At 34.9% G+C, this 25,180-nt stretch carries 23 protein-coding genes; 14 read left to right on the forward strand and 9 right to left on the reverse strand.

Going from position 1 to position 25,180, the window contains the following annotated elements:
* Positions 1 to 7: 7 nt before the first annotated feature.
* Positions 8 to 790: a YdcF family protein gene (locus DEU39_RS05360; protein ID WP_120231203.1), complete on the reverse strand. Its 783-nt coding sequence runs from the start codon at positions 788 to 790 to the stop codon at positions 8 to 10.
* Positions 791 to 1,437: 647 nt separating this feature from the next.
* Here DEU39_RS05360 and DEU39_RS05365 point away from each other — a divergent pair.
* Positions 1,438 to 2,199 (forward strand): O-methyltransferase, encoded by a 762-nt coding sequence (locus DEU39_RS05365; protein WP_062669355.1) that lies wholly within the window; start codon positions 1,438 to 1,440, stop codon positions 2,197 to 2,199.
* 99 nt (positions 2,200 to 2,298) lie between these two features.
* On the opposite strand, the gene DEU39_RS05370 is transcribed toward DEU39_RS05365, so the two are convergent.
* Complete coding sequence (locus tag DEU39_RS05370) at positions 2,299 to 2,538, reverse strand: SymE family type I addiction module toxin (RefSeq protein ID WP_034697863.1); 240 nt, start codon at positions 2,536 to 2,538, stop codon at positions 2,299 to 2,301.
* Between the two features lie 150 nt (positions 2,539 to 2,688).
* Here DEU39_RS05370 and DEU39_RS05375 point away from each other — a divergent pair, with 150 nt between their 5' ends.
* From DEU39_RS05375 to DEU39_RS05415, 9 genes are all read left to right on the forward strand, one after another.
* Entirely contained in the window at positions 2,689 to 3,096 is a 408-nt protein-coding gene (locus tag DEU39_RS05375; RefSeq protein WP_120231204.1) for a helix-turn-helix transcriptional regulator, read from the forward strand.
* 46 nt (positions 3,097 to 3,142) lie between these two features.
* On the forward strand, positions 3,143 to 4,228 hold the full coding sequence (locus DEU39_RS05380; RefSeq protein WP_120231205.1) for a hypothetical protein: 1,086 nt from the start codon (positions 3,143 to 3,145) through the stop codon (positions 4,226 to 4,228).
* A gap of 8 nt (positions 4,229 to 4,236) precedes the next feature.
* Positions 4,237 to 4,917 carry an NADAR family protein gene (locus tag DEU39_RS05385; protein WP_120231206.1) on the forward strand — a complete coding sequence of 227 codons (681 nt, stop codon included), beginning with the start codon at positions 4,237 to 4,239 and terminating at the stop codon, positions 4,915 to 4,917.
* Between the two features lie 695 nt (positions 4,918 to 5,612).
* On the forward strand, positions 5,613 to 7,727 hold the full coding sequence (locus DEU39_RS05390) for a carboxy terminal-processing peptidase (RefSeq protein ID WP_120231207.1): 2,115 nt from the start codon (positions 5,613 to 5,615) through the stop codon (positions 7,725 to 7,727).
* A gap of 150 nt (positions 7,728 to 7,877) precedes the next feature.
* The gene (locus DEU39_RS05395; protein ID WP_062669351.1) at positions 7,878 to 8,204 is read left to right on the forward strand and encodes an ArsR/SmtB family transcription factor; all 327 of its coding nucleotides are present in this window, start codon (positions 7,878 to 7,880) and stop codon (positions 8,202 to 8,204) included.
* Positions 8,205 to 8,344: 140 nt separating this feature from the next.
* The gene (locus DEU39_RS05400; protein ID WP_120231208.1) at positions 8,345 to 8,818 is read left to right on the forward strand and encodes an SRPBCC domain-containing protein; all 474 of its coding nucleotides are present in this window, start codon (positions 8,345 to 8,347) and stop codon (positions 8,816 to 8,818) included.
* 209 nt (positions 8,819 to 9,027) lie between these two features.
* Entirely contained in the window at positions 9,028 to 9,606 is a 579-nt protein-coding gene (locus tag DEU39_RS05405) for a YdeI/OmpD-associated family protein (protein WP_120231209.1), read from the forward strand.
* 18 nt (positions 9,607 to 9,624) lie between these two features.
* Positions 9,625 to 10,023 (forward strand): DoxX family protein, encoded by a 399-nt coding sequence (locus DEU39_RS05410; RefSeq protein ID WP_062669345.1) that lies wholly within the window; start codon positions 9,625 to 9,627, stop codon positions 10,021 to 10,023.
* 128 nt (positions 10,024 to 10,151) lie between these two features.
* Complete coding sequence (locus DEU39_RS05415) at positions 10,152 to 10,706, forward strand: DUF4256 domain-containing protein (protein WP_120231210.1); 555 nt, start codon at positions 10,152 to 10,154, stop codon at positions 10,704 to 10,706.
* A gap of 10 nt (positions 10,707 to 10,716) precedes the next feature.
* On the opposite strand, the gene DEU39_RS05420 is transcribed toward DEU39_RS05415, so the two are convergent.
* The 4 genes from DEU39_RS05420 to DEU39_RS05435 all read right to left on the reverse strand — a co-directional run bounded on the left by DEU39_RS05420 (position 10,717) and on the right by DEU39_RS05435 (position 17,260).
* Positions 10,717 to 11,679, reverse strand: a complete 963-nt coding sequence (locus DEU39_RS05420; protein WP_120232200.1) for a hypothetical protein — start codon at positions 11,677 to 11,679, stop codon at positions 10,717 to 10,719.
* A gap of 919 nt (positions 11,680 to 12,598) precedes the next feature.
* A complete protein-coding gene (locus DEU39_RS05425; RefSeq protein ID WP_183037376.1) occupies positions 12,599 to 13,357 on the reverse strand; it encodes a TonB-dependent receptor in 759 nt (252 codons plus the stop codon).
* A 434-nt stretch (positions 13,358 to 13,791) separates the two neighbouring features.
* Entirely contained in the window at positions 13,792 to 15,084 is a 1,293-nt protein-coding gene (locus DEU39_RS05430; RefSeq protein WP_120231212.1) for an HlyD family efflux transporter periplasmic adaptor subunit, read from the reverse strand.
* On the reverse strand, positions 15,044 to 17,260 hold the full coding sequence (locus tag DEU39_RS05435; RefSeq protein WP_120231213.1) for a peptidase domain-containing ABC transporter: 2,217 nt from the start codon (positions 17,258 to 17,260) through the stop codon (positions 15,044 to 15,046). The genes DEU39_RS05430 and DEU39_RS05435 overlap by 41 nt, the downstream gene beginning before the upstream one ends.
* A gap of 137 nt (positions 17,261 to 17,397) precedes the next feature.
* On the opposite strand from DEU39_RS05435, the gene DEU39_RS05440 reads away from it, so the two are divergent.
* The 4 genes from DEU39_RS05440 to DEU39_RS05455 are packed head-to-tail and all read left to right on the forward strand — an operon-like array spanning position 17,398 to position 20,539.
* Entirely contained in the window at positions 17,398 to 18,099 is a 702-nt protein-coding gene (locus tag DEU39_RS05440; protein WP_183037377.1) for a 2-C-methyl-D-erythritol 4-phosphate cytidylyltransferase, read from the forward strand.
* Positions 18,083 to 19,282 carry a LicD family protein gene (locus tag DEU39_RS05445; protein ID WP_120231215.1) on the forward strand — a complete coding sequence of 400 codons (1,200 nt, stop codon included), beginning with the start codon at positions 18,083 to 18,085 and terminating at the stop codon, positions 19,280 to 19,282. Before DEU39_RS05440 ends, DEU39_RS05445 begins: the two co-directional genes overlap by 17 nt.
* A gap of 23 nt (positions 19,283 to 19,305) precedes the next feature.
* A complete protein-coding gene (locus tag DEU39_RS05450) occupies positions 19,306 to 19,980 on the forward strand; it encodes a DUF6973 domain-containing protein (protein ID WP_120231216.1) in 675 nt (224 codons plus the stop codon).
* 25 nt (positions 19,981 to 20,005) lie between these two features.
* Entirely contained in the window at positions 20,006 to 20,539 is a 534-nt protein-coding gene (locus DEU39_RS05455) for a hypothetical protein (RefSeq protein ID WP_147367555.1), read from the forward strand.
* A 142-nt stretch (positions 20,540 to 20,681) separates the two neighbouring features.
* On the opposite strand, the gene DEU39_RS24295 is transcribed toward DEU39_RS05455, so the two are convergent.
* The 3 genes from DEU39_RS24295 to DEU39_RS05470 form a co-directional block, all read right to left on the reverse strand.
* Entirely contained in the window at positions 20,682 to 20,822 is a 141-nt protein-coding gene (locus tag DEU39_RS24295) for a hypothetical protein (protein ID WP_183037378.1), read from the reverse strand.
* Between the two features lie 182 nt (positions 20,823 to 21,004).
* Complete coding sequence (locus tag DEU39_RS05465; RefSeq protein ID WP_120231218.1) at positions 21,005 to 21,400, reverse strand: cyclic nucleotide-binding domain-containing protein; 396 nt, start codon at positions 21,398 to 21,400, stop codon at positions 21,005 to 21,007.
* Positions 21,401 to 21,726: 326 nt separating this feature from the next.
* Positions 21,727 to 25,116: an ATP-binding protein gene (locus DEU39_RS05470; RefSeq protein ID WP_120231219.1), complete on the reverse strand. Its 3,390-nt coding sequence runs from the start codon at positions 25,114 to 25,116 to the stop codon at positions 21,727 to 21,729.
* Between the last annotated feature and the right edge of the window lie 64 nt (positions 25,117 to 25,180).

Below are 25,180 nucleotides of genomic sequence, written 5' to 3' on the forward strand. Positions count from 1 at the left end.
TAAATAACTATCCATTCAATCCCAGGCTGTTATACAGCTGCACCTGCCATATTCCCAACACTTCTTTGAGCATCACAAAAGTAAATGCTGCATTATAACTGTTAGGAAATACAGTAATTTCAGTATCTATAATATCTGAAGCTTGAGGAACCGGGTTTAATCCAAATGTCTGAAACAAAGCCATAGACCTTTTCATATGAAACCCGGAAGTAACCAGGTATACATCAGAAGGAGCCATCTGCTGTAAGATCTTGCTGGAATATTTTGCATTTTCATATGTGTTCATGCTTTTATCTTCTTTTATGATATCAGCATCTGATACTCCCATTCTTTTAAAATTTTCGCTGAATAATTCTGCTTCACTTTTGTGTCCTCTTCCCTTTCCGGAAATCAGTATTTTACAAGGCAGATTATTGGTCTTGTATTCATGATACAACTGATAAGCCGTTACCATTCTGGAATAAGACATGGTATGCAGCTTTTCTGTGTGTTCAAAATCTACAATTCCACCTCCCAATACAACAATAACAGGGTTTTGAGGAGGTTTATTTTTAGTCACAATTGTACCCACATAATTTTTCTGCAGATATCCGGAAGTCAGTTTTCCCAGAAAGCCATTTCCTATGAAAATGATCATTAAAACGGCAAAAAAGCCAACTCCTATTCTCAGATTTTTGCGTTTGTTTTTTCTTTTGAGCAGAGCAATGATGACTACCGCAAGAAATACTAAGAAATAAGGTTCTGTAAAAAGCTGAACAACACGGAATAAAAGGTCTAATAAAAATTTCATTTTCGAATACTATTGATTAATGCCGGAAGGCATAGAAACCTCAAAGATAAGGCAATTTCCTGAGTATCATTTTCCACAGCATTAGACTATTAAAAATGATCAGAATAATTTCGTCTCATTTTTCTTTCTGTTTATCCAATTATTTTATACATTTGCAAACAACACACTTTTTAGTGTGTTAACGAAAACCAAATACCTACCCAGTGAAAAAGCAGAATAGTATCGCCATTTTTATGACCGTACTCCATATATTTTTGGACAGACATTTTTGTAAAGAAAAAAACAAAAACTCTTCCCAAAGTATAAAGAAATGATTTCTCCTTTAAACAGCTGAAATCAAAGAATATGATCTTTTGCGAATCAAACAGATCCCGCAAATTATTGTATAAACATCTGCCTAATCACCAAAATCTGCTAACGAAGCTCCCAGCACGTTTAGTAATCATCCTTGGTTCTTTTTAAAACAAAGAAAATCAATGCTTTAAAACTTAACATTCACATCAAAATAAGATCTTTCACTGATTGATTACCGGACTCTGTTTATTAAAAAATCTTAAACAGATTTACTCTCAAAATTAATATTGCCTCAATGCAATATGGTTTTTAATAAGATACATTTGTCTTGTAACCTTAATACAATCAATGAAATGTCAACAGTTCTCAAAACATTTGTAGCTTATCTTAAAAGACCTGCTCTTTATCCTGAACTGGGCAGAAAAATCATTAAAAATACGGTAAGCAGAAGAAGTCCGTTCAAGGGAAAAGCAAAAACAAATTCCTGGGCTGCCTCCATAGCAGTTTCCCAAAAAGAAGCGGTTTCCCGACTTTTTTCTATGAATACTGATCAATTCAGATCTACCTTTGCTGATATTCTGGAAAAAGCCAGTTTAAAAGAACAAGAATGTCCTATTACAATGGGTGGACCTGGTGCTCTGGAGCTTATTTATTACGCCTGTGAATTTACCAAAGCACAAAACGTTCTGGAAACAGGTGTGGCGTATGGATGGTCTTCTCTGGCCATATTGCTTTCCCTTCAACAAAGAAATGGTACACTCTACAGCTCAGATATGCCTTATCTTGCTCAGGATGGTGATCAATATGTAGGATATGTTGTTCCTGAAAACCTTAAAAAGTATTGGCAGTTATTCCGTTTTGCAGACAGAGAATCATTACCTAAAATTTTTAAAAAGGTTTCCTCTTTTGATGTTTTCCACTATGATTCTGACAAAAGTTACCACGGAAGAATGTGGGCTTACCATCAGATTTATAAAAGATTGAAGCCTGGCGCAGTCTTTATTAGTGATGATATTGGTGACAATTCCGCTTATCAGGATTTTTGTATCAAAAAAAACATAGAAACGACCGTAGTAGAATACAATGGAAAGTATATCGGTATTTTTATAAAATAAACAATCTAAAAATCTCCCGCAGATCAAACAGATATCGCAGATTATAACTCTAAAAAGATCTGCATAATCTCCAAAATCTGCGAGAAACCATCAAAGAAATCATACTGATCCCTCATAATCCACTTCCCTTTCCAGGATAATCTGGTTTCTGCTCACCGTAACCAATATTTTATCTCCTGCCTTAAAACCACATTGCTGTACCCACTTCCCTGCTATTCTTATTTCGGGGAAGTACACTATTTTGCCATACGCTCTTGAAAATGATTTGAGGAAAACCGTAAGGTAACGATTGTTCAGTTCATTATATTTGCTGCTGTTCATTCTTCTTTTTCTTTTCATAGGTGTTATTTTTCTACAAATGAAGGGATAATAAGAAGGATAAACCATCTGAGGAAAGGATATTTTATTCTGAAAGAGAGATATTTTAGAATAGTATTTATTTTAAAACAGCGCTTTATTTTTTTGATCTAAAGCTTTATATTTGTTATTATGAGTTACACAGATATGCAAAATAAGAAAATACATCAGGGTAGAAATATAAAGCGTTTCCGCGAAATGCTGGGAATTAAACAGGAAGCATTGGCTTTTGAACTGGGTGATGACTGGAATCAGAAGAAAATCTCCCTTTTAGAACAAAAAGAAACCGTAGAATCTGATATTCTGGTGCAGGTAGCTCAAATATTGAAAGTTCCTGCAGAAGCGATTGAGAATTTTGATGAGGAACAGGCTGTGAATATTATAGCAAATACATTTCATGAAGGTTCAGTTGCTAACAACTCTGGTTATTTTAATTGTACTTTTAATCCTCTTGATAAGATGGTTGAACTTTATGAACGTATGCTGGAGCAGCAGAGGGAGATGATTGAGAAGTTGGAGAGGTTGATTGAGAAGAAGTAAATATTTAAACAATAAAACTAAATAACTATAACAAACTACAAATTAAATGAAAACAAAAATATCAAATCTTTTTGAGCAAATAAAAGACTATAGAATAGAAGACGGATTAATGTCTCAAGATCTCATTGAAGAGTGGATAAATCAGTTTCATGAAAAAGATCGAGAATTTATCCTAGAAGAAACAACACATTTAATGAAGCACCGCTATTTATCATTAGAAAATGCCAAGCTTTTGATTAAAAATAGAATTGAATTTCTATATGAGAAGCATAATTTTGCTACACCACAGGATTTCTTAGAGGAAGTAAGAATAATAGATCATCAACCTGAAGGAAAAAGTCAAAAAATTTTATTAAATTTACTTTATGAAGTTTGTAATGAACACTTTAATTTTGATTTAAGTAATCACTTGAATATAAAAGCTAAATACTATTTATATTTTGACGATGTTTTATGTACAGGAGATACACTTTATAAAGGCTTAGCAAACAATACCGAAACTTCAAAAGGTTTTTTCTTTGAAAAAAATATTGATGGTAAAACTAATTTAGAAGTTTTTATAGAAAATGATGCTAAGCTTCTTTTAAGTTTTTTTTGTCTACATAAAAAAAATATATATAAAGTAATAAGTAGATTAAGACATGGATTAAAACGCTCTCTAGACATTTATTACTCTTGGAATAGTGGTTTGGAAATAGATAATACCCTTGAAGAGAATTGTAAGTTCAATTTTTTTATCTTAAGCGAATCAAATAAATCTGATAAGGTTGAAGAGTGTGAAAATCAAATAAAAAACAAACTAAATACATCAAATTATTATAAAGAAGAAGATTTCTATTATAGACCTGATGATATACCAGATGAAGAAAAATTATATTCCAGCAAAGAAAATAGAGAACGATATGAAAAAATTATTTCAGAAATTTGTATAGATATTTACAATGGATCAGAAGGTTTACTAGATAACGCCAGAGCAAGACCCTTGGGATATGGACTAAGACTTGAAAATAGTTTAGGCTTTGGAACTTTATTTTTTACTTGGAGAAATGCCCCTTATAATACTCCTCTTATTTTTTGGTACGGGCATCATGGATGGACACCTTTATTTAGAAGAAATTATATAGAATACTAAAAAAGAAAATGGAAATAAAAGGAAAATATGATATTCCTATAGAACATATCAGAGCATATGATCCTACAAACTCAATCATTTTTAAAAAAAATAATGATAGTTACGGTGAATTATCCAATATGTCTATGAAATTCCCTTTATTAGTTAACAATACTAAAATATTGAATACTGAGGCTTTATATCAATGTTGTAGATTTCCTCATTTGATTGAGTTACAAAAAGAAATTATTTCTGAAAGGAGCCCAATGAAAGTAAAAATGATTAGTAATGCAAACAAGAGAAATAGCAGAGAAGATTGGGACGATATAAAGCTAAAAGTTATGAAATGGTGCCTTAATATTAAACTTGCTCAACACTTTATAACTTTCGGATATATCTTAGATTCATCCAAAGACTTGAATATTGTTGAAAATTCAAATAAGGATAATTATTGGGGAGCAATTCCTAATAAAGATAATTCAATTTATATAGGACAAAACGCTTTAGGAAGATTATTAATGCAATTAAGAGAGCAATATAGAGGACCTGATAAATATTCATTATTAGTTGTAGAAAAACCTAAAATTGAAGAATTTAATTTATTTGGACAAGAAATTGAAAATATAGACTTTAGAGAAAAATTCATAAATGATCTTAAAAAATATTTTGATAATCGACAACTCGATTTTTTTAATAATTATGTTACATAATAGCCATAACTTGATCTGACAAGTTAGTTTTAGAATATTTTTCAGCTATCCAATATTATCCTTACTTTTAGAAGTGAGGATTTTTCTATAATATTAGTTTTCGAATAACTTGTTTATGTTATTTAGAATTATTGATTTCATTAAAAATCAGGAACGTACAAAACAGATTTATTTAGTTAGGTTTCCAACTGCTAATTCTGAGGAATTAATGTATGTAGCATTTGATTTTGATAAGAAGCATAATATTTTCAAAAAAATTACTCTTAAAAGCCATAATTTATAGTATCATGGTAACTATCACACACAAGCCCCATTAAAACTTTTACAGTTTTTAGGGGTGAAGGTAGAGTCTTCACCCTATTTTTTATTTAAAATATCTTTATTCAAATCAAAACAATAAAAAAATGCATAAATAAATAACTACACAATGAATTTAAGAAGAAAAGTTTTTCAGTTGATAGTAGATCCTACGATACAATCTATATTGATAGCACTCTAGCCCTTCAAACCTTAAACTTATCTTAAAATACTCCTCCCTAACTACTTATTATCAATATTTTTCATACATTCACGTGATTTTATAAAAGTATATTGAAAACTCTTATTTGCTACTATTTTCAATCATCAAATGGGAAAATACATCAATTAATAGCAATAAAAAAGCATAGTTTTCAATTAAAAGCACAATCATAGATATGTTGAAAAATTTTAGAGCCGTTCGTTTATTACTTCTTCTTCCGCTTACATTTTTCGTGTTCGGTTTTCGTCCTCCTCTCAATGAAGAAGAAAAGATGCAGATCATCATGGTCAATACAAAGAATATTTTGTCTTATCTGCATTACAGCCCCAAACCTATTAATGATGCGTATTCAAAAGAAGTGTATAAACAGTATTTTGAATCTATAGATCCTACAAAAACCTATTTCCTGCAATCTGATATGGATGAGTTTCGTAAATATGAAACCAAACTGGATGATTATCTGAACACGGGAGATTTGACTTTTTATAAACTGACAGTCGATAAATTGTATCAAAGGATTGATGAAATTGATAAAATGACGAAGGATATCTTCAGTAAACCCATCAATCTGGAAGAAGATGAAATACTGACTTTGGAACCTAAACTGAAAAATGCACCAGCCAACAAACAGCAGCAGTACAATGAATGGAGGAAGTATGTGAAATACAATATTCTGCAGGAGATAGAATCCATGAACAGGAAAAGCGAAGAAAAGAAGAAGGAAGGTTCTAACAATAAAGAAAACACCAGTAAGCCTGAAGTGCTGAGCCAGGATGAAAAGATAAAAAAAGCGACAGAAAATGTGAAAGATCTTCTGGAAGAAAAATTTATCAGATTCAGGAAAAGGCAAAAAATGGATTGGTTTACTGTATATATCAATGCGTATACTCATATTTTCGATCCTCATACCAATTATTATTCACCGCAGGGAAAGAAAGATTTTGATATGGACTTCAAAGGAAAAATCATCGGGATAGGCGCCGTAATTCAGGAAAAGAAAGGAAACCTCTATATCGGTACATTATCCATTGGAGCTCCGGCATGGAAGACCAAGCAGCTGACTGAAGGTGATAAGATCTTAAAAATAAAATCTACTCCCGATACTGATCCTGTAAACGTTGTGGATATGCTTTCCAGCGAAGCCATTAAATTAATCAGAGGTGAAAAAGGAACGCCAATCACTTTAACCGTACAGAAAAAGGACGGAACGATTCAGGATGTGACCATTATCCGTGAAGAAATATCGATTGAAGATACTTTCGCTAAAAGTATTATCATCAATGCATCCGATAAAAAATACGGGCTTATTAATCTACCCAAGTTCAATGCGGATTTTGAAGATAAGGACGGCAGAAATGCTTCTGATGATATTAAAAAAGAAATCATCAAACTTAAAGAACAAAATATCCAGGGAATTGTTTTGGATCTTAGGGGGAACTCTGGCGGTTCTTTAACGGAAGTTGGTGATATTATGGGACTTTTCATGGATGCAGGCCCTTATGTACAGGTAAAAGATGGAAATGGAAAGATTACCACATTAAAAAATAAAAATGAAGTTCCCATCTGGAACGGCCCACTGGTAATTCTGCAGAATGAATTGTCTGCTTCCGCAGCAGAAATTTTAGCCGGTGTGATGCAGGATTATGGAAGAGCAGTTATCATGGGTTCTCCTGTTTCGTATGGAAAAGGAACGGTACAGGTATTTGTAGATTTGAACAGGTTTTTAAATACGGAGGAAGATTTTGGTTCCATAAAACTAACCATTCAGAAATATTACAGAATCACCGGAGAGTCTACCCAGAGAAAAGGTGTAAGCTCAGATATCCAGATGAAAGATATCTTTTCTTATGCAGACATCGGTGAAAAATATGATGACTATGCATTAGCCTGGGATAAAATACAGGGGACTAGCTTCAATAAACAAAACTTTCTCAATATTCAGGCTTTGCAGAAAGTAAGTGCAGAGAGAATTGCTAAAAACGATAATTATAAGCTATTACTTGAATACGCTCAATGGAAAGAAAATCTGGGTAAGGAAAAAACAGTACCTTTGAGCATACAAAAATACAGCGACCTGATGAAGCAGAGAAAAACTCAGGATGATAAGTTCAAAGTATTAAAAACATTAGAAAGTGGTCTTACATTTACCATGTATCCAAAAGATATTGAAAGAGAGAAAAATGACGCCGCATTCAAAAATAAATCGGAGGTATGGATTAAAAATCTGCAAAAAGACCTCTACCTGCAGGAAGCGATAAATATCGTTGAAGATCTGGAAGTAAGATCTTAAGCATACTTCCCTATTCTCCTATAAAAATTCAAAGCTCAACAATGTATTACCTTATATTGTTGAGCTTTTTTCATTATAATCAAAAATTTATTACAAAATATTTGCGTAGCTAAATAACTACACATATATTTGTAGTCAAATAACTACACGATGAATTTAAGAAGAGATGTATTTCAGGCGATAGCAGATCCTACAAGACGATCTATATTGATGTTAGTAGCGACACACTCGATGACAGCAGGAGCCATTGCCTCCAATTTTGATACGGCAAGACCCACTGTTTCAAAACATCTCCAGATCCTTACAGAATGTGAACTGCTGCGATCTGAACAAAACGGCAGAGAAATTATCTATCACCTAAATCCCAATAAAATGAAAGAAATAGCCGATTTTATAGAACCCTTCCGCAACATGTGGGATGAGAAATTCAACAAGCTGGAAAGTGTGATGAAAGCGTATCAGAATAAAGAAGCGTGATGCGAGGTGCGAGATACATGTTTCGGGGTACAAAGTTTCAAGATAGATTGGATAAATGAATTGCAATTTAAAATACCTCGAACCTCGTAACACAAAAACCCGGATCTCGCATCTCGAAACTCAAAACCAAAACCCAAAATATGGAACTTAAAACAAAAATCCAGGCAGAAGACGGCAAACAGGAAATCTTCATCATCAGAGAATTTGACCTTCCCGTAGAACTTCTTTTCAAGGCGTATACAGAAGCTGAATTGTTCGAACAATGGATGGGAACGAAAGTAACCCATTTCGAAAACAAACAACATGGAAGTTACCGCTTTGAAACATCAAACCCTCAGGGCGATGTGGTTTTCAGTGCCAATGGAACTATTCATGACATTGTTCAGAATGAAAAAATTATAAGAACTTTCCAGATGGAAAACACCCCATTTCCGGTTCAGATGGAATTTTTAGAATTTGAAAAGTTAACGGACACCACCAGCAAAATCACAATCCAAACCATTTATAAATCTGTAGACTTTAGAGACCAGCACCTGAAAATGCCTTTTGCACAGGGTATTAATATGGCGCATAATCGTCTGCAGGAATTGTTGGGTGGTGAGAGGAAGAGATAATAGACGATATGGGATACGTGTTTCGAGGTGCGGGGTGCGAGTTTTATAAACTACCCTGAATAACTCGCATCCCGAAACCCGAAACTCTCCCACTCTAATACCCTCAAACCTGAATAACTCAAATCACACCCCAAAATAACCCGAATCCCACATCCCGTAACCCAAAACTCTCCCACTCTCAAACCCTCAAACACATAAACCCAGAACTCATGAATCCAAAAGTTAATTTTTTCTTCGAAAATGCCGGACAATGGCAGGAAGAATTTGAAAAATTAAGAGCTATTGCCCTTAGTACTGAGCTTGTAGAAGATTTAAAATGGGGCTGTCCCTGTTATACCTATGAAGGGAAAAATATTTTCCTGATCCATGGTTTTAAAGAATATTGTGCGCTTCTCTTCTTTAAAGGAGCTTTGATGAAAGATCCTGATCATATTTTGATTCAGCAGTCTAAAAATGTACAGGCCGCAAGGCAGATTCGTTTTACCGAAGTAGCACAAATTAATGATTTGGAGGAAGTTATTCGCTCTTATATGTTTCAAGCCGTTGAAATAGAAGAATCGGGTGCTAAAGTAGAAATGAAGAAAACAAAAGAGTTTGAAATGGCTGAAGAATTTCAGGAGAAGCTGGATCAAGATCCTGCATTACAGGAAGCTTTTAAAGCATTAACTCCCGGAAGACAAAGAGCTTATCTTCTCCACTTCTCCTCTGCAAAACAATCTAAAACCCGTGAAGCCCGCATTGAAAAATGCATCCCACAAATCATGGACGGAATAGGATTAAACGACTAATTATATAAAAAAACAATCATGAACACACCACAACCCTCACAAAAAAGAACAAAAATCATCTATTGGATATTCACCCTTTGGATGGCTTTGGGAATGGTTTCAACAGCCATTGTCCAACTGATGAAAAACAAAGATGAACTGGCCAATTTTACTAATCTCGGCTATCCTTCTTATCTGATGACCATCATCGGAGTCTGGAAAATTCTGGGCGTTATGGCCATCTTAATTCCTAAGCGACTAATACTCAAAGAATGGGCTTACGCAGGATTTTTCTTTGTCATGTCAGGCGCTGTAATTTCCCATCTTATCGTTGGTGATACGGCCGGCAGAACTTTTCCTGCGGTATTATTATTGGTACTGGTCATTATTTCCTGGTACTTCAGACCTGCAGAAAGAAAAATTACGATTACTGATTAATAATTTTAAAGATTCAGAAATTTTATCACAGGTAAAATCCTTTCGTCTTTAAACAAACCATTATTAATAAAATTTGCGTCTTCGCGATTTCCAACAACACCAATCAACATAAAAAAATAAAATTTGACATGAAAAAGAAACTAACCCAGGAACAAATCAACGAGCTTTTGAAAACACTAAAAGCCCGTTTTGAAAAAAATATGAACCGTCATAAAGATCTGAAATGGGAAAAAATCCAACAAAAACTAGAAGCCCATCCCGAAAAGGTCCGTTCTTTATACGAAATGGAAACTACAGAAGGTGAACCTGACGTGGTAGATTATAATAAAAAAACAGATGAATATTCTTTCGTTGACTGTTCTCCGGAAAGCCCCAAACGCCGAAGCTTATGCTATGATTATCCTGCCTGGGATGCCAGAAAAGCCAACAAACCAGAAAGCAATGTCATTGATACCGCTTCTGAAATGGGCATTGAACTTTTGACAGAGGAAGAATATCGTCAACTTCAGGAATTGGGAAAATTTGACCAAAAGACTTCAAGCTGGATCAAAACACCACCGCAGATCCGTGAAGTTGGAGGAGCTATTTTCTGTGACAGACGGTACAATACTGTATTTACTTATCACAATGGTGCAGATTCTTATTATGCCGCAAGAGGCTTTCGAGGGTTATTAAAAGTATAAGGGAGAATTCTTAGCTGGGATCTCTCAACCAGGGAGATTCCACACTCCAGAAAATAATATTAACGCCAAGATAGTTTTCAGCATATTCTGTAAATTCTTCTTTGGTAAAAGGTTTTTTCGTTTTCGGGTTTTTATACGTCAGCGTCGGCTCCTGAACGGCCATGGCTACAAGAGAAAGCTTTCCTTTATACTGATTAAAAAAAGGATAAGAGTTTTTCATTTGTGCTTTTTTATCAGGAACAATATCTGGTCCACCCAATCCGATATTATTTTTATACGCAAAATCGAACAGTCTGGACATATATTGGTGATCATTTTCCCATTCACACGGAAAGAAATTAACATATTGCAATACGTAAGACTGATGGAAAGCAGTTCTTGCAAATTGTAAATTTTCCAATTCAGCCTGAAAATAACGGTCGCAGCTAAATCCTGTTTTATCTTTTTTCATATCAATATCTATCGCTGTTTCCGGAAGATTAATCCCCTGTATTTTTCCGTCAAATTGCTTTGCCAGCTCACCTATCAGCTTCTGAAATCTCATTCGGACCGCTGGATTCCATTGCTGGGTAGCCCAACCGTTTCCAACTGGTTTATTTTCACCCGGATTATCATACTGAGGAATCAATCCTCCTTTATACTCTTTATCTTTCAACACATACTCCAGAATATATTTTGCTTGTGGTTCAAAAAATCTGTCCTGAAGCTGGATAAATAGCTTTTTGTTAAGACTTGTCAGATAATTCAGATCTTTCTCAATAACAGAAAAATCATATACATCTTTTGATGTTTCCAAAGCTTTCCAGTTATAGACAATCTGTACTCCGCCGATATCTTTACGGGTAATCAGTTTTTCAATTCCATGCAGATCTCCCGAGGAGGTATAAATATAATTCTGAGGAGTCTGTCCCCCGACAAAACATACACCTAAAATAAATAATCCTAAGCCCAGCACTTTAGCACTCTTTTTCATTACAATCAATTTTAAAGAGTAAATCATTTTTCATGCCTAAAAACATCAGACATTTTTAGGAGCATTAAAATAGTATTTCATGATGAGCAATATTTTTAAACATTTTTGTGCACTTAGATAAAGCATAATTAACATGCCGTAAGTATTAGTAATTTCAATGTATTTTTTTAATTAATATTTTTCCTTAAAATCCATTTTATTAAATATTAATTTTCACCAAAAAATCATTATCTCTTCATATCCTATTTTTAATATATAAGTACAACATTCTGTATAGAAACGTTATTGAATAATGGTTTGCGAGGTTTTACAAAAATCAAGGTAACGATTTGGTAATGTTACGCATTTCACTTGATTTCAAAGAATTGCCTTCGTAACTTTATGCTATAAAAATACGAAATATATTACAATCTTCTTGTAAAAGTATTTCTAAGCTAATGTACTCTAGCATTACAATAAAATTAGTATTTAATTCAAACACAAGAGAAAATATAGTTTTAACAACTTGAGCATCAAGTACTCCAAATTTGTACAATTCTCATGTATTTTGTTTCGCTTAACCATGTCACCATCATAAAAAAGCTGTTAGGTTTACGGCTCTTTACGAGTGATAAGTTCAACACCTTTCCTTCAGCAGTTGGGAAGAATTGCAAATTCTCATGTTTTAATCTAAAAACGGGGCCCGTGCCAGGTATAGTTTTAGGTGGGCATCAGTATAGTCGTTTCAAAAGTCAGAAAAAAATTGCAACAATTATATCTCACTTAACTGTATATAGCGTAGAACGAATAAAAACTAGAAAATGCTTGAAAAGGTCCTGGAGTTTTCCAGAACCCTGCTATATAGGGTAATCATACGAAGTTTTCTGTCTTGTCTTTACTGTAAATATGGTAATATTAGCCGAATTAAATTCTTTTGCCACTACAGATCGAACTGTACTCCCAGGTTGGCCATTGTCCCCGCACTCTTGATATAATAGCGCCCCTCATTGGTTGCGCCACGTACTTCGGCATGTATTGGATAGTAATCGGTGTTAAATAGGTTATTAACGGAGAACAAAAAAGTAAAATTATTATATTTATATTTCGTCTGGAAATCCACTAAATTGTACCCCGAAATTGGATATTTTCCATAATTATATACATCTGCCGGAAACACGTCTCTTCCACCTAAATGGAGGAACTGCACATAAACATTCCACTCTTTGGTCAGCTTAAAGTCAACATTTAGGTTAATTTTGAAGGGAGAAATTATCGAATTGTCAAGTTTATCTTTAAAAGTTCCCTCCTTCTTTAAATCCTGACGTCCGTCCATGTATCCCGGTACCGTACCAATAGACAACCATTGAACCGGTTTTACATTTGCGACAAATTCAACACCATAAATACGCTGAAGAACCTGGAGCAGCTCATATTTACCAGGTACAGAAGTCTCCGCAAAATTAGTTCCTTTCTTAGACGTACTATAATAACCTGTAAGCTGGTAGTCCCAAACAGATAGCTTACCGTTGATACCCACCTCAAAATTGTTGACAACAACTGGTTTGGGATCAATCTGGCTTAAGGAAACACCGTTTCGCAATATAAGTCCTACATCGCCGATAGAATAACCCTGTGAAAAGGAAGCGAACGGCTGAAAGTAGCTGTATTTTGACGTTTTGCAAAGGTACTCCTTCTTCATTGACAACCCGGCCAGTGATAGTACCATTTTGCTGAACATGAAAAGAATATATAGATAAATGATTTGATTAAATAAAGGCTACCGCAGCGAAAACTCTGGAGGATAACGAATAAGAACAATATAATAATACGACGGCGATCTTAGCCATACTGCATTGATTAATTTTCATTGCTTGTTTTGAATAGAATTTTTCTTTGAATTTTTTTATAAAAAAAGTGGATTGCAAAGACATATTGTTTTTATTAATTCTAAATAAATAATAAAACAAAATATGCAGAAAGTGCCCTCCACGTACGATCGTTCTGGCAGTTCACAAAAATTGCTTTGCTATGGGAATCTCATTGGAACGTGCAAAGGGATCCTAAGGGTCCCGCTCTATACCTTTATAAGATAAACATCGATAGCAGATTCATTTTAATCATTTATCATTATTTTTAGAAGTTCAGAATAACTTTTTCCAGAACCCTTTCGTAAAGTCTTTTGTTATCAGTCAAAATTTCTCCTTCTCCAACTACTCCATCCGAAAGGATCGTACTGCCTGCAGCTGTGATCGCCAAGTCTACCATATACTTCTTTTCATCACCGTTTACCGTTTTAACAGTATTTCCCAAAAACGAAACTTTTATCACCTTTGCTTTTATGACTCCGTATTCTTCATGGGGAAAATTATTGAGTCTTATCAGTACATCCTGGCTTTGTTTAATTTTACCCAATCCAAAATCTGAGATAAGCATTTGGCCATTGACTTTATTGGATGCGGGAACAATCGCAAAGATGGGATCCTGATGATTTATATATTGATTATTTTTCAGAAAACTTAAAAATTGCACCTTTCCACCAACAGGTGCAATAATCAAAAAAGCTCTTTTCCAAGCCCTGATTTTATTAATAAGATCATTATAGCTATTGTATAAGTCGGAGATAAGTTTTTCCTCTTTTTCCGTTTTTAGGATCCGTGCTTCCGTGCTTTTATTTTTTGTAGTCAGAATTTCCTGATCCAGTTTATGAATCTCCTGTTTAGTCGTATTATTATATTGCAGCGCGTTGAGATAGTTTTGCTCTGTATCTTCGAATTGTTGCTGGCTAATGATCTGGGCATCCCTAAGCACGGAATCTCTTCTAAGCTTATTGTACCCCAATTTGTCATTCTTATTGATCAGTTCAACCCTGCCCTTCTGTAAGTTCAGCTCCTTCTCCTGTTTACTTGCAAGATTATCTAAAAGCTTCTGCTGTTTGTCATAAAGGTCATTCTTGGAAAAAAGGACATATTGCTGTAAGGCATTAAGGAAAGTAAAATAGTTGTTATTAATCTCTCCAACATGAACTATTTTAGGAAGTGCCTGGTAAAATGAAGCAAAATCTGTATCCGCATTAAAATTTAGCATTGTTTTTTCCAACACTAACATTTCCTGAAAAGAGGCCTCATTTTCAATATAAGCGACAATATCTCCTTTATTAACAGCTTCGTGGTCTTTTTTCAAAATAACTACCGGCCCCTGATGATTGGCCACAAGAGATATGGATGGATTATCTGCCACGATCGTGACAGACCCTTTATAAGAATCTGGATATTTTATCGCAAATAAGGCGCTGATAAGTACTAATAGAAGTAAACTAATCAAAACAAAAATCCGTATACTGATATTACTCGGTATTCGTGAAACTAGAAAAGTAATTTCCTCCGAATTAGGCTGTGGTGGTCTCTGTATGTAATTTCTCGGTTCCATTTAAAACATTTATTTGACTTTCAAAAAGCTTATAATAATGTCCCTTTTGATTCATAAGGGTCATGTGATTTCCTCTTTCTATAATCCTACCGTCTTTCATTACGATAATCTGATCTGCGTCCATAATGGTACTTAAACGATGGGCAACAATTACAACCGTTTTATTAACGAATACTCCGGAAAGAGAATGAACAATATTTTTTTCATTGATTGAATCAAGTGCATTGGTCGCCTCGTCCAGAAATATATATTTCGGATTTCGGTATAAAGCTCTTGCGATAAGTATTCTCTGCTTTTGTCCACCACTTATCCCCCTTCCGTTTTCACCTATTTTAGTTTTGTACCCCAAAGGCATATTCTCAATCTCTTGTGTCATGTTTGCAATATCAACGACATCTTTTAGCAATTTATAATCAATATTATTTGTGTTGAGGACAATATTATTTAATACAGTATCATTAAATATCTTACCGTTCTGGAAAACACTCCCACATTGATCTCTCCAGTTAGAAATGCTTATGTTCTTATAATTCATTTCACCCACTGTAATTTCACCGGCCGAAGGCTCATATAAGCGCAGTAAAAGCTTTAGTATTGTAGATTTGCCACTACCGCTGTCTCCCACAAAAGCAGTAGTCTTTCCTTCGGGGATGACAAAATTTAGATTCTGTAATACGTAGGGCTGGCGAGCAGAATACTGAAAGTAAACATTTGAAAACTTTAAGGTTCCCGAGGAAGGCAGCGTAAAGCTGTTATTTTCATAATTATCTTCTTCGGGCAAACTCTTGATCTCGCGAATTCGACTAAAGCTTAATTTCGCCATCTGGAAACCCAGAAAAAACTGAACCAGTTGCTGAATCGGACCATTCAACATTCCCAGTATCATTTGAATGGACAAAAGCTCTCCAAGGGTCATTTTAGCATTAATCACAAGCACTGCACAATAAAAAGTAATTGATACATTTTTAAGATTATCAATAACCTGCGCTCCCACGTTCTGTCTGTTCGTAATGGATTGCATCTGTAGATTTTGCTTAAAGATTTTGGCCTGTATTTCGTCCCATTTCAGTTTTCTGGAAACCTCATAGTTATTGATCTTAATTTCCTGAATATTATTAATCGTTTCAATCCAGAATCCCTGATCCTTGCCCATTAAAGCAAAATAATTCATATCAACCTGTTTTCTGGCTTTAAAAAAAAGAAATATATAGGTAAGATAAATTGCAGTACCCGCTATGAAAATGAGGAAAACGGGAATGCTGTAAATCACAAGAACAAAAATGAAAGCAGAAAATGATAAAAGAGAAAAAATAATATTCAAAGAATTTCCCATAATAAAACTTCTTATTCTTTCATGGTCATGGGCCCGTTGCAGAATGTCTCCCGGATGTTTATTCTCAAAAAAACTGAAAGGCAGTTTTAAAAGCTTCGATAGATAATCTGAAATAATATTAACGCTTACTCTGTTTGAAACCTGCAGGATGATCCAGTCCCGTATAATCGTTGAAAAAAAAGAACAGATAATAAGCGCCAGATTAGCAATAAGGATCATCTTAATAAATTGTAAATCCCTTTTGTTCACTCCGATATCGATTACAGATCTGGAGATAAACGGAAGAAATAAATTCAATCCCGTAATTATAGTCATTACTACAAGTAATAAAAACAGTATTTTTTTGTAGTTTGAAAAATACCTGAGGAAATCGAACAGCGTATTCCTCTGCTCAATGACTTCTTCAATATGGACAGTTTTAAAATTATGGGCAGGTTCAATCAAAAGGGCAATCCCCTTTTCATTGTCTTTTTTCCATTTCCTTTGAAATTCATCCAGCCTGTACACAACCTTCCCCCTTGCCGGATCCGATATATAAATCTTACCTCCCTTAATTCGATAGATAACAACAAAATGACTTTCACCCCAGTGAAGAATCGCGGGTAGATGAACCTGTGATTTTAATTCCTGAAAAGTACAACGTACTGCGTGAGACTTGATTCCGATTTTTTCGCAGGCATATATCAGGTCAGCCAGAGAGACTCCCTCCTTTGTTATGCTGCATAAATCCCTCAGAAATTGTAACGAATAATATCTTCCGTAATGTTGGGCTATTATCCTCAGACATGTTGGACCACAATCCATTTTATCATACTGCCTTTCGTGCGGAAAGCTTTTGATCATTAGTTTTTTTTGCAAAATAATAACCTCTAAGAATATAAAAAAAACCATAACTCAACAATTAATAGAATGTTCACAATCCATTCACACCCGTGCAATTTTTATGTTCTAGTTTTGACATCAGTTAAATGAAACGATTGATGAGAACGAAGAAATACATTATAATTGTGGCAGCTGGTGAGGGTAACAGAATGGGCGCTGAAATCGCAAAACAGTTCCTTCCCCTTGATGGTAAGCCAATTCTAATCCATACCATCGATGCTTTCTTAAACCACCCCACTCTTATCTTTGACATAATCCTGGTTCTTAATAACTCTCATTTGGAAATGTGGGACAATTTATGCCAACAATACTATTATCTCAAGCCCATTAAGATTGTCATCGGAGGTAGGGAAAGGTTTCACTCCGTGAAGAATGCAATTGACACCATTACCGATCATGAATGCTATATCGGAATTCATGATGGTGTCAGACCATTCGTAAGCGAAACGGTAATTGAGCGCGCTTTCTCAGAAGTAATTGAACATGATGCTGTTGTTCCCATTGTGCCCATGATTCCTACTATAAGAATGACAGATGGTGAAAATAACCGGAGCATGAACCGTACCGATTTCAAAGTTGTTCAAACACCTCAGGTCTTCAGGTCTGAAATTATAAAAAGAGCTTATCAGACGCCCTATCAATCAACTTTTTTTGATGATGCCACAGTGGTTGAGTTTAAAGGATATACCATAAAACTTATTGAAGGCAATGATGAAAACATAAAAATAACACTTCCCATCGATTACCTTACTGCAAAAGCCTTACAAAAAACAAAACTAATACATGATATTTCAAATTAAAGAAGGAGCCGTATACTCCACTTCCGGCAATGAGACAGTTAAAATCAGTTCCGATATAACGGAATCACCTTATAATCAAAATTTCCACAAAGATAAATATGGGTTTGAAATGTCTCCGACAGACATTAAGAATTACGCCGCCCACATTTTTATTTGGGACTATATTTTAAAAAATGACATAACAACACCCTGCATTATTCTGGAGAATGATGTTAAACTTAAGCATACATACGAAGAACTCTGTACAGACATCAATTCCCTTGACAATGAGTGGGATCTAATCATCCCATACAATAAATTGCAAGAGGATACCATCCCCAGAAACGAGATATTCCCCAGCAGACTGGGCTATTATTGGGGCAGTTATATCTACGTCATCAATGGAGAAAAAATCACATCGATGGACTGCTTAAAAAGTATTAAACAGCCAATCGATGAAGAAATACTGGAGTGTTCCTTTAACAACTCTTTAAAAACACTTGTGATTGACACCGGCTGGTTTGAATATGATGAGGTGAACTGCCCTGTCTATAAAAGTAGAGGATCGTTTTTTATTGAGAAAATAAAGAAGATTAATCTATGGGAAGAAAGACATAAAGAACAGGCAGTAGAAATACTCAAATACCTGGGTGAAAAAGCAAAGGAACTTGATTTGAGCCTTTTTGCTCATGCAGGAACGCTTCTGGGGATCATAAGACATGATGATATTATGCCATGGGATGATGATATAGACTTATGCATGGATGAGAATGAAATTGAGCTTCTACTTCGTGCAGTGGAAAATGACAATATGATCAAATTTACAAAGCGTATCTGGCATAAAACAAGATCTGAGTATTACAAATTTTTCTATAAAGATGGTGAATACAAGGAAGGTTATGATTACACATTCCCATTTGTGGACATCTGGCTGCTTTTTCGGAGAGGAGAAAATTTATATATGACTTCAGACGGGTATGAGGTATTAACTACCGATTACTTTCCAGGAAAGGCTTATGAACTTTATAAAGCTCCTATCCTTGTTCCCCATAATCATGAATCGATTCTACAAAAAATGTATAAAAATTGGGACAAATACATTAAAGTTTTCTCATGGTCTCACCGCAAAAAAGAAAACTGCATTGATAGTATTATTGCCCCTATCCATACTGACGGCAAGGGCCGGATTATTAACCAAAACTAATAACCTTTTTAAAATTTAAATACATGAGAAACTCGAAAGTACTCGAGCTCAACAGTACATTGGAACTGTTGACAGAAAATGAATTGTATGCATTCAAGGGAGGTCTTGAAGGCGGACAGAGCGAACATGAAATTCCGGAAGTCATTATTACTGTTCCCGGAGGAGATGATGGCGGCGGTAATGATCCCGGCGGGAACGACGATGGCAACCCTCCAACCTGGGATGATGATGATCCTCCTTATGGGGGTGATGGTGATGACCCGTTTCCTCCCGATGGAGGCGGTGATCCAGATGGCAGTAACCCAAGTGAGGCTGATGGAATTCTAGAAACCCCTACAGCCAGAGAAGTCCTGTGGCTACTTTTAAACACATCAGGGGCAGATCGTGATAAGATGCGCCATAATGCAGCATTGGCAGCTCAATATGGAAAAGGACAGGTTGACAATGTCTATGATGCATTAAGACATGCGATGTGGTCAGCAATGGATGCCGCAGATATCGGGTTGGATAAAGCTAAAGAATTTCACACCCTTCATGAAACCGTAAATCCAGGAAACGATAATACAATGGATCTGCATAATAATGATTGGGGGTTCAATTGGTTTTCACAGCACGGAAATCCTGATAACAACATGCAGCAGTTCATAAATGACTTTAATGCAGCAGTAGCAAGCGGACAAATACAAACCCACCCATAAAATGAGAATAAAAAGGCTAAATTTTTTGATTCTAATACTATTAGCATCTCTTACATTTTCCTGCCATGCACAGACCAACACGGAATGCTTAACAAAGCTTGAACAAAAACTTTCTCCTAAAATTAATACAAATAACAAAGTAGGTGAAATAATAAACGTTCGAGATGAAGTTAACTGTTTCGACTGGGACACATTAGTCGTACAAATGGCAATAAACCCTAAAGAAATGACTGAGCAAGCGCTTAGCATTAAAATTCCACAAAACTACGACTACAGTTGGGAGAGTGATAATACAGCAATGCTGTTATTTTTAAAAGGCAACACTGTTGTCCACTATATTCTTCAGAAGCCTACCGTTGATAAGCAGACATTTGACGCTGCCCAGTCAATCAAGGCATATGATTTTCTGAAACTGGTGAACAACTCCGGAGATAATGCATACGCAAAAATTCCAAAGGAGAAAGCTGTTTTTGAAACCTATCAAATCTATTATCATGATGCAAAAGGTCAAAAGACGAGCAACCCAAAATTTGGTCTTGGAATAAGGGTGAAAAGTTAGAACCACAACAAATTACTCACATTCTTTTTGTTTTATTAGGCTGTCCTATGGACAGCCTTTTTCAACCATTCATTCCGCTTTAACATTAAGCTCTACTAATTCTAATAAAATATTTTGACTTAAGATCGTAGGCTCCGTAAATTTACTCTTTTGCTCTTAAGGTCTTTATATAGAAATTAGGATCAATATCAATTTGATTAATAGGAGTATTTTTCATATCATATGACTGCCAGGAAGTACTTGGTGAAAGCCAGTCTTCAATACCAATAAGCTTAATTGGCATTGTAAAATTATTAATACAATTTGTAAATCGGTACTGTAGTTTATGGTCTTTTATAAAATATTCCAATACCGGAATTTGAGAAGTCCTTAGATACTGCTCAAACACAGCATTAAAGTTTATTCCTGACTGAAAGCGGGGATTTAGTGCTATGAATGTAATTCCTATCGCTCTGGTTCCAATCCTCATTCTGAATATCTGTTAAACAGCATGGTATATTTGTAATAAAGCCGGTCCGAAAGGTGTTCCAGGAGCTGGGAAGAAATTTCCCTATTACTATTGACCAGCTCCAAGAAACTACTTTTAGCCAGTTTAATAACTGTACAGTCGGTCTTTGCTACGGCATTCATCGGATAATTTTTGTCTCCAAACAAGAGTGATTCGCCGATACTGTCCCCTTCGGAAAGGATATTTAAAGTAAACTCTCGGCCATCATCATGATAGTTGTTCAATTCTACTGTCCCGCTACAGATCTGAATAAAAAAATGCGGTATGTCTCCATTCTGAAAAATAATCTCTTTAGCAGGATAGTGTTCATAAAATGCTCCAAGCTGGAGCAATACATTTTCATCAGTGATCATACTAACAATATTTATTGGGTTATAAACATCTTAGAATAAAATCGGTCAATTTTTAATACAAATATTAAACCATTTAAAACCAGTAAATTGAATTAAATAAACAAATAAATACTTTATTACCAAATGCCAAATCCTGTAAATATACTGCAATTAACGAAGTCAATGTGAGTAAATAAATACAATTAATAATCCGTAGCTTTTGACTTTATAAATTAGTAATAGGTTTCCACTTCGTTTGTTAAAGGCAATATAACCCATCAAAGCAACTGAGTCTATCGTAAATCAAGATAAACTCAGTTATTTGCTAAATTATGATATAAATTGACCTACTTAACCACCTTTGAATAATTGGACTTTGGACCGTAATCCAAATAATCTGCATTATTAAAAAATTGACAATATCGGTCATCATCAATTCTTAATATAGTTTCATCTACAAAGGATTCCAGAGAAATTTTAGGAAGATCTTGATAGTTTTCAATAAGATTGCTTGAAGAGATCATTTTATTGATCTCACTTATGATAAGATTAATCTCATCTAATGAAAATTCTTCGTCAAAGTAGGTGTTTGGATCAAAAAACGGCAGCTCTAAAACCTTGTCGATAAGTTGTCCCCATTCAGCTGAAACTATCGTCTTCTTAGATGTATAAAGCTGAATGTTTGCTAAAATCCTCAACAATCCTTTGGTTAGATCATGGTTAAAGTTTAATATACCAATACCATAGGCTATGGATGTACTGTAGGGTTCTTGGAAGACAGCAATAGTCGGAAAAACATCAAAATAGTTATCTTCAAGTAAAGAAAAAAGGTCATCAACAAGATCACCTACAGAATATGCTGCAAGCGACTTAATATCATTTGCTGCAAGTTGTATAAAATCAGTTTCTTCAGATTTTATAACCTCATGATCTGGAATCCATACCGCCTGAATCATAGGAGGACCATCTACCCAGGGAGACTCCAAAAAGCGATAAGAGTGAAATGTATGTGTTTGTGTCAAATATAATTGCCCGATCTTACTTGCCAATATTGCTTGAGAAGAAGTAGTAACATCAAGAAAATAAGGATAATCGATTTCACCAATAACAAACTCATCACCTTGCCAGTCATATGTAGGTCCCTCGTTTGTATAATTTTCATCAAGCTCTTTTAAAACCATCTGTTTAAACCAATAGGTAAATAAGGGTTGAAAAAATACCTTGTTATTCTTAAAGTTTCCCCAAATCTCTATAACTACGGCTCCTTTATCGTTAATCATTAAAAAAGGACAGTTCTCAAGACCAATATTCGATGTTATTTCAAACAATGGAACTCTAAAAAAATAGGTTAGATAGATCATGTACATCAGCCTTTTTTTAAGATCTGTGTCCATCAACTTCTCGCGATGGTCTTCGATAATTTGATCAAATAAAGATTTAGCTAGAGCCTCATCCCATAAGTAACTATCCTGTACCATTTCTGTTCGAGAAATATCTGTATGTCTTAAAGCATTTTTAGTAAACTGAACAACAGTATAAGGAACCGCAAACCTATCCTTCGGAGTATAATGCGGAAAATAGCGAGATTCAACAAAATCATAAGCCCCTTCAATATGGGCAGGAGGAACGGCTTTCGGTATAATTATGCCATCCAAATAAACCTTATAAGGCTCGGTTGAATACGAACTAGCTCCATACTTGTAGTTTCCTGGCATATTGGCAAATTCATATTCCGTCCATTTAGGAAATACTTTTATTCTTCGATCCTGCGAACGTTTTCCTTGAGAGATAAGGAACAAATCTGTTTCCCGATGCCTGTTAAGTCGGCTCCTAACTTTTAAAAATGGATCGTGAGGAATTACGTAACTAATTTTTCCTGTAATGCTTTTTAGCCCAGTTAATTTTGAAATATCGAACTCTTCAATCCTAAAATGTTTTTTTGCTAATTTCAAACTTTGCGGAAAAAATACCTGACTAAAGTCTATTACAGTGTTCAACTTATGAATATCAGCATCTGGAAATCTTTTTGAGATAAACTCTAGATTTTGATCAGGAGAAATAATTATGGTTTGCTTGTTATTTTCAGTAACCACTATTGGGAAATCAATTTGTCCTACTAAATTTTTCAGATACGTCGTTACCTCCAATTCTGTGGCCTCATTAAGTCTATTTTTTATTTTCTCTCTAGATACAGCTACCGATATGGAGGTCCCTATTTTTTCATTAAAAGGATCTGTTGCCACAACACGAAACTGATGATCTACATATGGTATGTCTATTGTTAGAAATTTAGCCTCTTTATTAATAATAGGATCTTTTAAAGTTCTAATTTGAATCTTATCGGAAACCATAAAACAACTTAATATACCCACGCCAAACCTGGAGATAGGATCCATTTTCAAACCAAGTCGTTTAAACTCTTCACTGCTGTAATAGCTCTTCCCCGCAATACTTAGATAGTTTTCTATTACATAGAGATCCATACCAATACCGTCGTCGCTTACTGTAATATTGATTGTATCTTCATCAACGTTATCCACATGTATTTCTATCTTACCAAAGTTGGCCAGTTCCGAATTTGTCCTCAGCTCAATCCATTCTTTTCTTAATTTGATAGCGTCGATCGAATTCTGCAAAAGCTCCCTAATAAAAACATATTTATCACCCTTATAAATCTCCTCGCTGAGCACATCAAACATTTTTGATCTATCAAATTGAAACTTTATAGAAATTGGATCGAATCCATTAGCTATAACATTCCATCGTAAATCAAATATATTAAGGTGATATCTCTTATCATGCACTTCATGAAGAAGGTCATTACATCCTGCAAGTTGCTCCTTGCAAAAATTCCTGAGGTCTTCCAATTCAGCATAAACAACATAATCGTCCGTCTGACCGTCAACCTGGATCATTCTTCCACCCTGAAAGTCAACAATTGCCAATGAGTTTATCGAATAATGTTTTGCCCATTCCATTTTTGAACGATAAGATTGTGGCGCTGTATATTTATAAATTATATAAGGAGTCCGCTCATTTGATATATCAAATAGATCAATTAAACGCAGATATAAAGTTACAGCTCTAAGATTTATACGCTCATTTTTTACCGCATAATTCACTGGATACATATTCGTATCCCTGATATTCTTAAAATCCAACCAGTGCCCTATGCATATTCTTGCCGCAGCCTCCCCAATCCCATTATCAAGGTTTTTAAAATAGCTTCTAACCCTTTGCGCACTTCGCTCGGCGTGCGTTAATCGAATATATTCCTGCCAGTCAAAGGCATTTACATCATCGATGGTTTTATTGAGTTTGGACAAATACCGTAAGAATCTACTGTGTTCCGAATTTATCAATGCAAAATTACATGTACCTTCCGCAGAATTATCTGAAATTGCTTTCATTTCCCCATCTGAAACGGCCATACCCCAATCATGTCCGAAGATCGAGAGACACAACACAAGTAGTTCAGTAGCATTGAGAGAATGTATAAGTTCCTTTCCCAAAAGTTCATCAGCAAGAAAAATAAGCCTACGTAAATGATGCTCTTCATCATGGGGTGTATACTCAGGAAAATTTCTTACAATGAACTTGGTGTCTTGGCTGACTCTATTTTTAAAAGCTAAAAAAATATCCATGTAATCATTACAGCCTAGTTTTTCCATTGACTTGGTCTGGAGTGCCGTTAAAAGCGTGGATTCTGAAATAATAACAGCGTCTAATCTATTCATTCTCAAGGTTACTTTATATCTATAAATTTAACTAAATATCCACCATTATCACTACAAATTGCAA

Source organism: Chryseobacterium sp. AG363 (assembly GCF_003610675.1).
Taxonomy (GTDB): Bacteria; Bacteroidota; Bacteroidia; order Flavobacteriales; family Weeksellaceae; genus Chryseobacterium; species Chryseobacterium cucumeris.

Coding starts and splice junctions, on each gene's coding strand:
- DEU39_RS05425 (WP_183037376.1), bottom strand. CDS start 13,357: ATGAAGAAGGAGTACCTTTGCAAAACGTCAAAATACAGCTACTTTCAG.
- DEU39_RS05365 (WP_062669355.1), top strand. CDS start 1,438: ATGTCAACAGTTCTCAAAACATTTGTAGCTTATCTTAAAAGACCTGCT.
- DEU39_RS05415 (WP_120231210.1), top strand. CDS start 10,152: ATGAAAAAGAAACTAACCCAGGAACAAATCAACGAGCTTTTGAAAACA.
- DEU39_RS05385 (WP_120231206.1), top strand. CDS start 4,237: ATGGAAATAAAAGGAAAATATGATATTCCTATAGAACATATCAGAGCA.
- DEU39_RS05395 (WP_062669351.1), top strand. CDS start 7,878: ATGAATTTAAGAAGAGATGTATTTCAGGCGATAGCAGATCCTACAAGA.
- DEU39_RS05465 (WP_120231218.1), bottom strand. CDS start 21,400: ATGATCACTGATGAAAATGTATTGCTCCAGCTTGGAGCATTTTATGAA.
- DEU39_RS05450 (WP_120231216.1), top strand. CDS start 19,306: ATGAGAAACTCGAAAGTACTCGAGCTCAACAGTACATTGGAACTGTTG.
- DEU39_RS24295 (WP_183037378.1), bottom strand. CDS start 20,822: ATGCCAATTAAGCTTATTGGTATTGAAGACTGGCTTTCACCAAGTACT.
- DEU39_RS05380 (WP_120231205.1), top strand. CDS start 3,143: ATGAAAACAAAAATATCAAATCTTTTTGAGCAAATAAAAGACTATAGA.
- DEU39_RS05420 (WP_120232200.1), bottom strand. CDS start 11,679: ATGAAAAAGAGTGCTAAAGTGCTGGGCTTAGGATTATTTATTTTAGGT.
- DEU39_RS05445 (WP_120231215.1), top strand. CDS start 18,083: ATGATATTTCAAATTAAAGAAGGAGCCGTATACTCCACTTCCGGCAAT.
- DEU39_RS05410 (WP_062669345.1), top strand. CDS start 9,625: ATGAACACACCACAACCCTCACAAAAAAGAACAAAAATCATCTATTGG.
- DEU39_RS05390 (WP_120231207.1), top strand. CDS start 5,613: ATGTTGAAAAATTTTAGAGCCGTTCGTTTATTACTTCTTCTTCCGCTT.
- DEU39_RS05375 (WP_120231204.1), top strand. CDS start 2,689: ATGAGTTACACAGATATGCAAAATAAGAAAATACATCAGGGTAGAAAT.
- DEU39_RS05360 (WP_120231203.1), bottom strand. CDS start 790: ATGAAATTTTTATTAGACCTTTTATTCCGTGTTGTTCAGCTTTTTACA.
- DEU39_RS05470 (WP_120231219.1), bottom strand. CDS start 25,116: ATGAATAGATTAGACGCTGTTATTATTTCAGAATCCACGCTTTTAACG.
- DEU39_RS05405 (WP_120231209.1), top strand. CDS start 9,028: ATGAATCCAAAAGTTAATTTTTTCTTCGAAAATGCCGGACAATGGCAG.
- DEU39_RS05370 (WP_034697863.1), bottom strand. CDS start 2,538: ATGAAAAGAAAAAGAAGAATGAACAGCAGCAAATATAATGAACTGAAC.
- DEU39_RS05440 (WP_183037377.1), top strand. CDS start 17,398: ATGAGAACGAAGAAATACATTATAATTGTGGCAGCTGGTGAGGGTAAC.
- DEU39_RS05430 (WP_120231212.1), bottom strand. CDS start 15,084: ATGGAACCGAGAAATTACATACAGAGACCACCACAGCCTAATTCGGAG.
- DEU39_RS05435 (WP_120231213.1), bottom strand. CDS start 17,260: ATGATCAAAAGCTTTCCGCACGAAAGGCAGTATGATAAAATGGATTGT.
- DEU39_RS05400 (WP_120231208.1), top strand. CDS start 8,345: ATGGAACTTAAAACAAAAATCCAGGCAGAAGACGGCAAACAGGAAATC.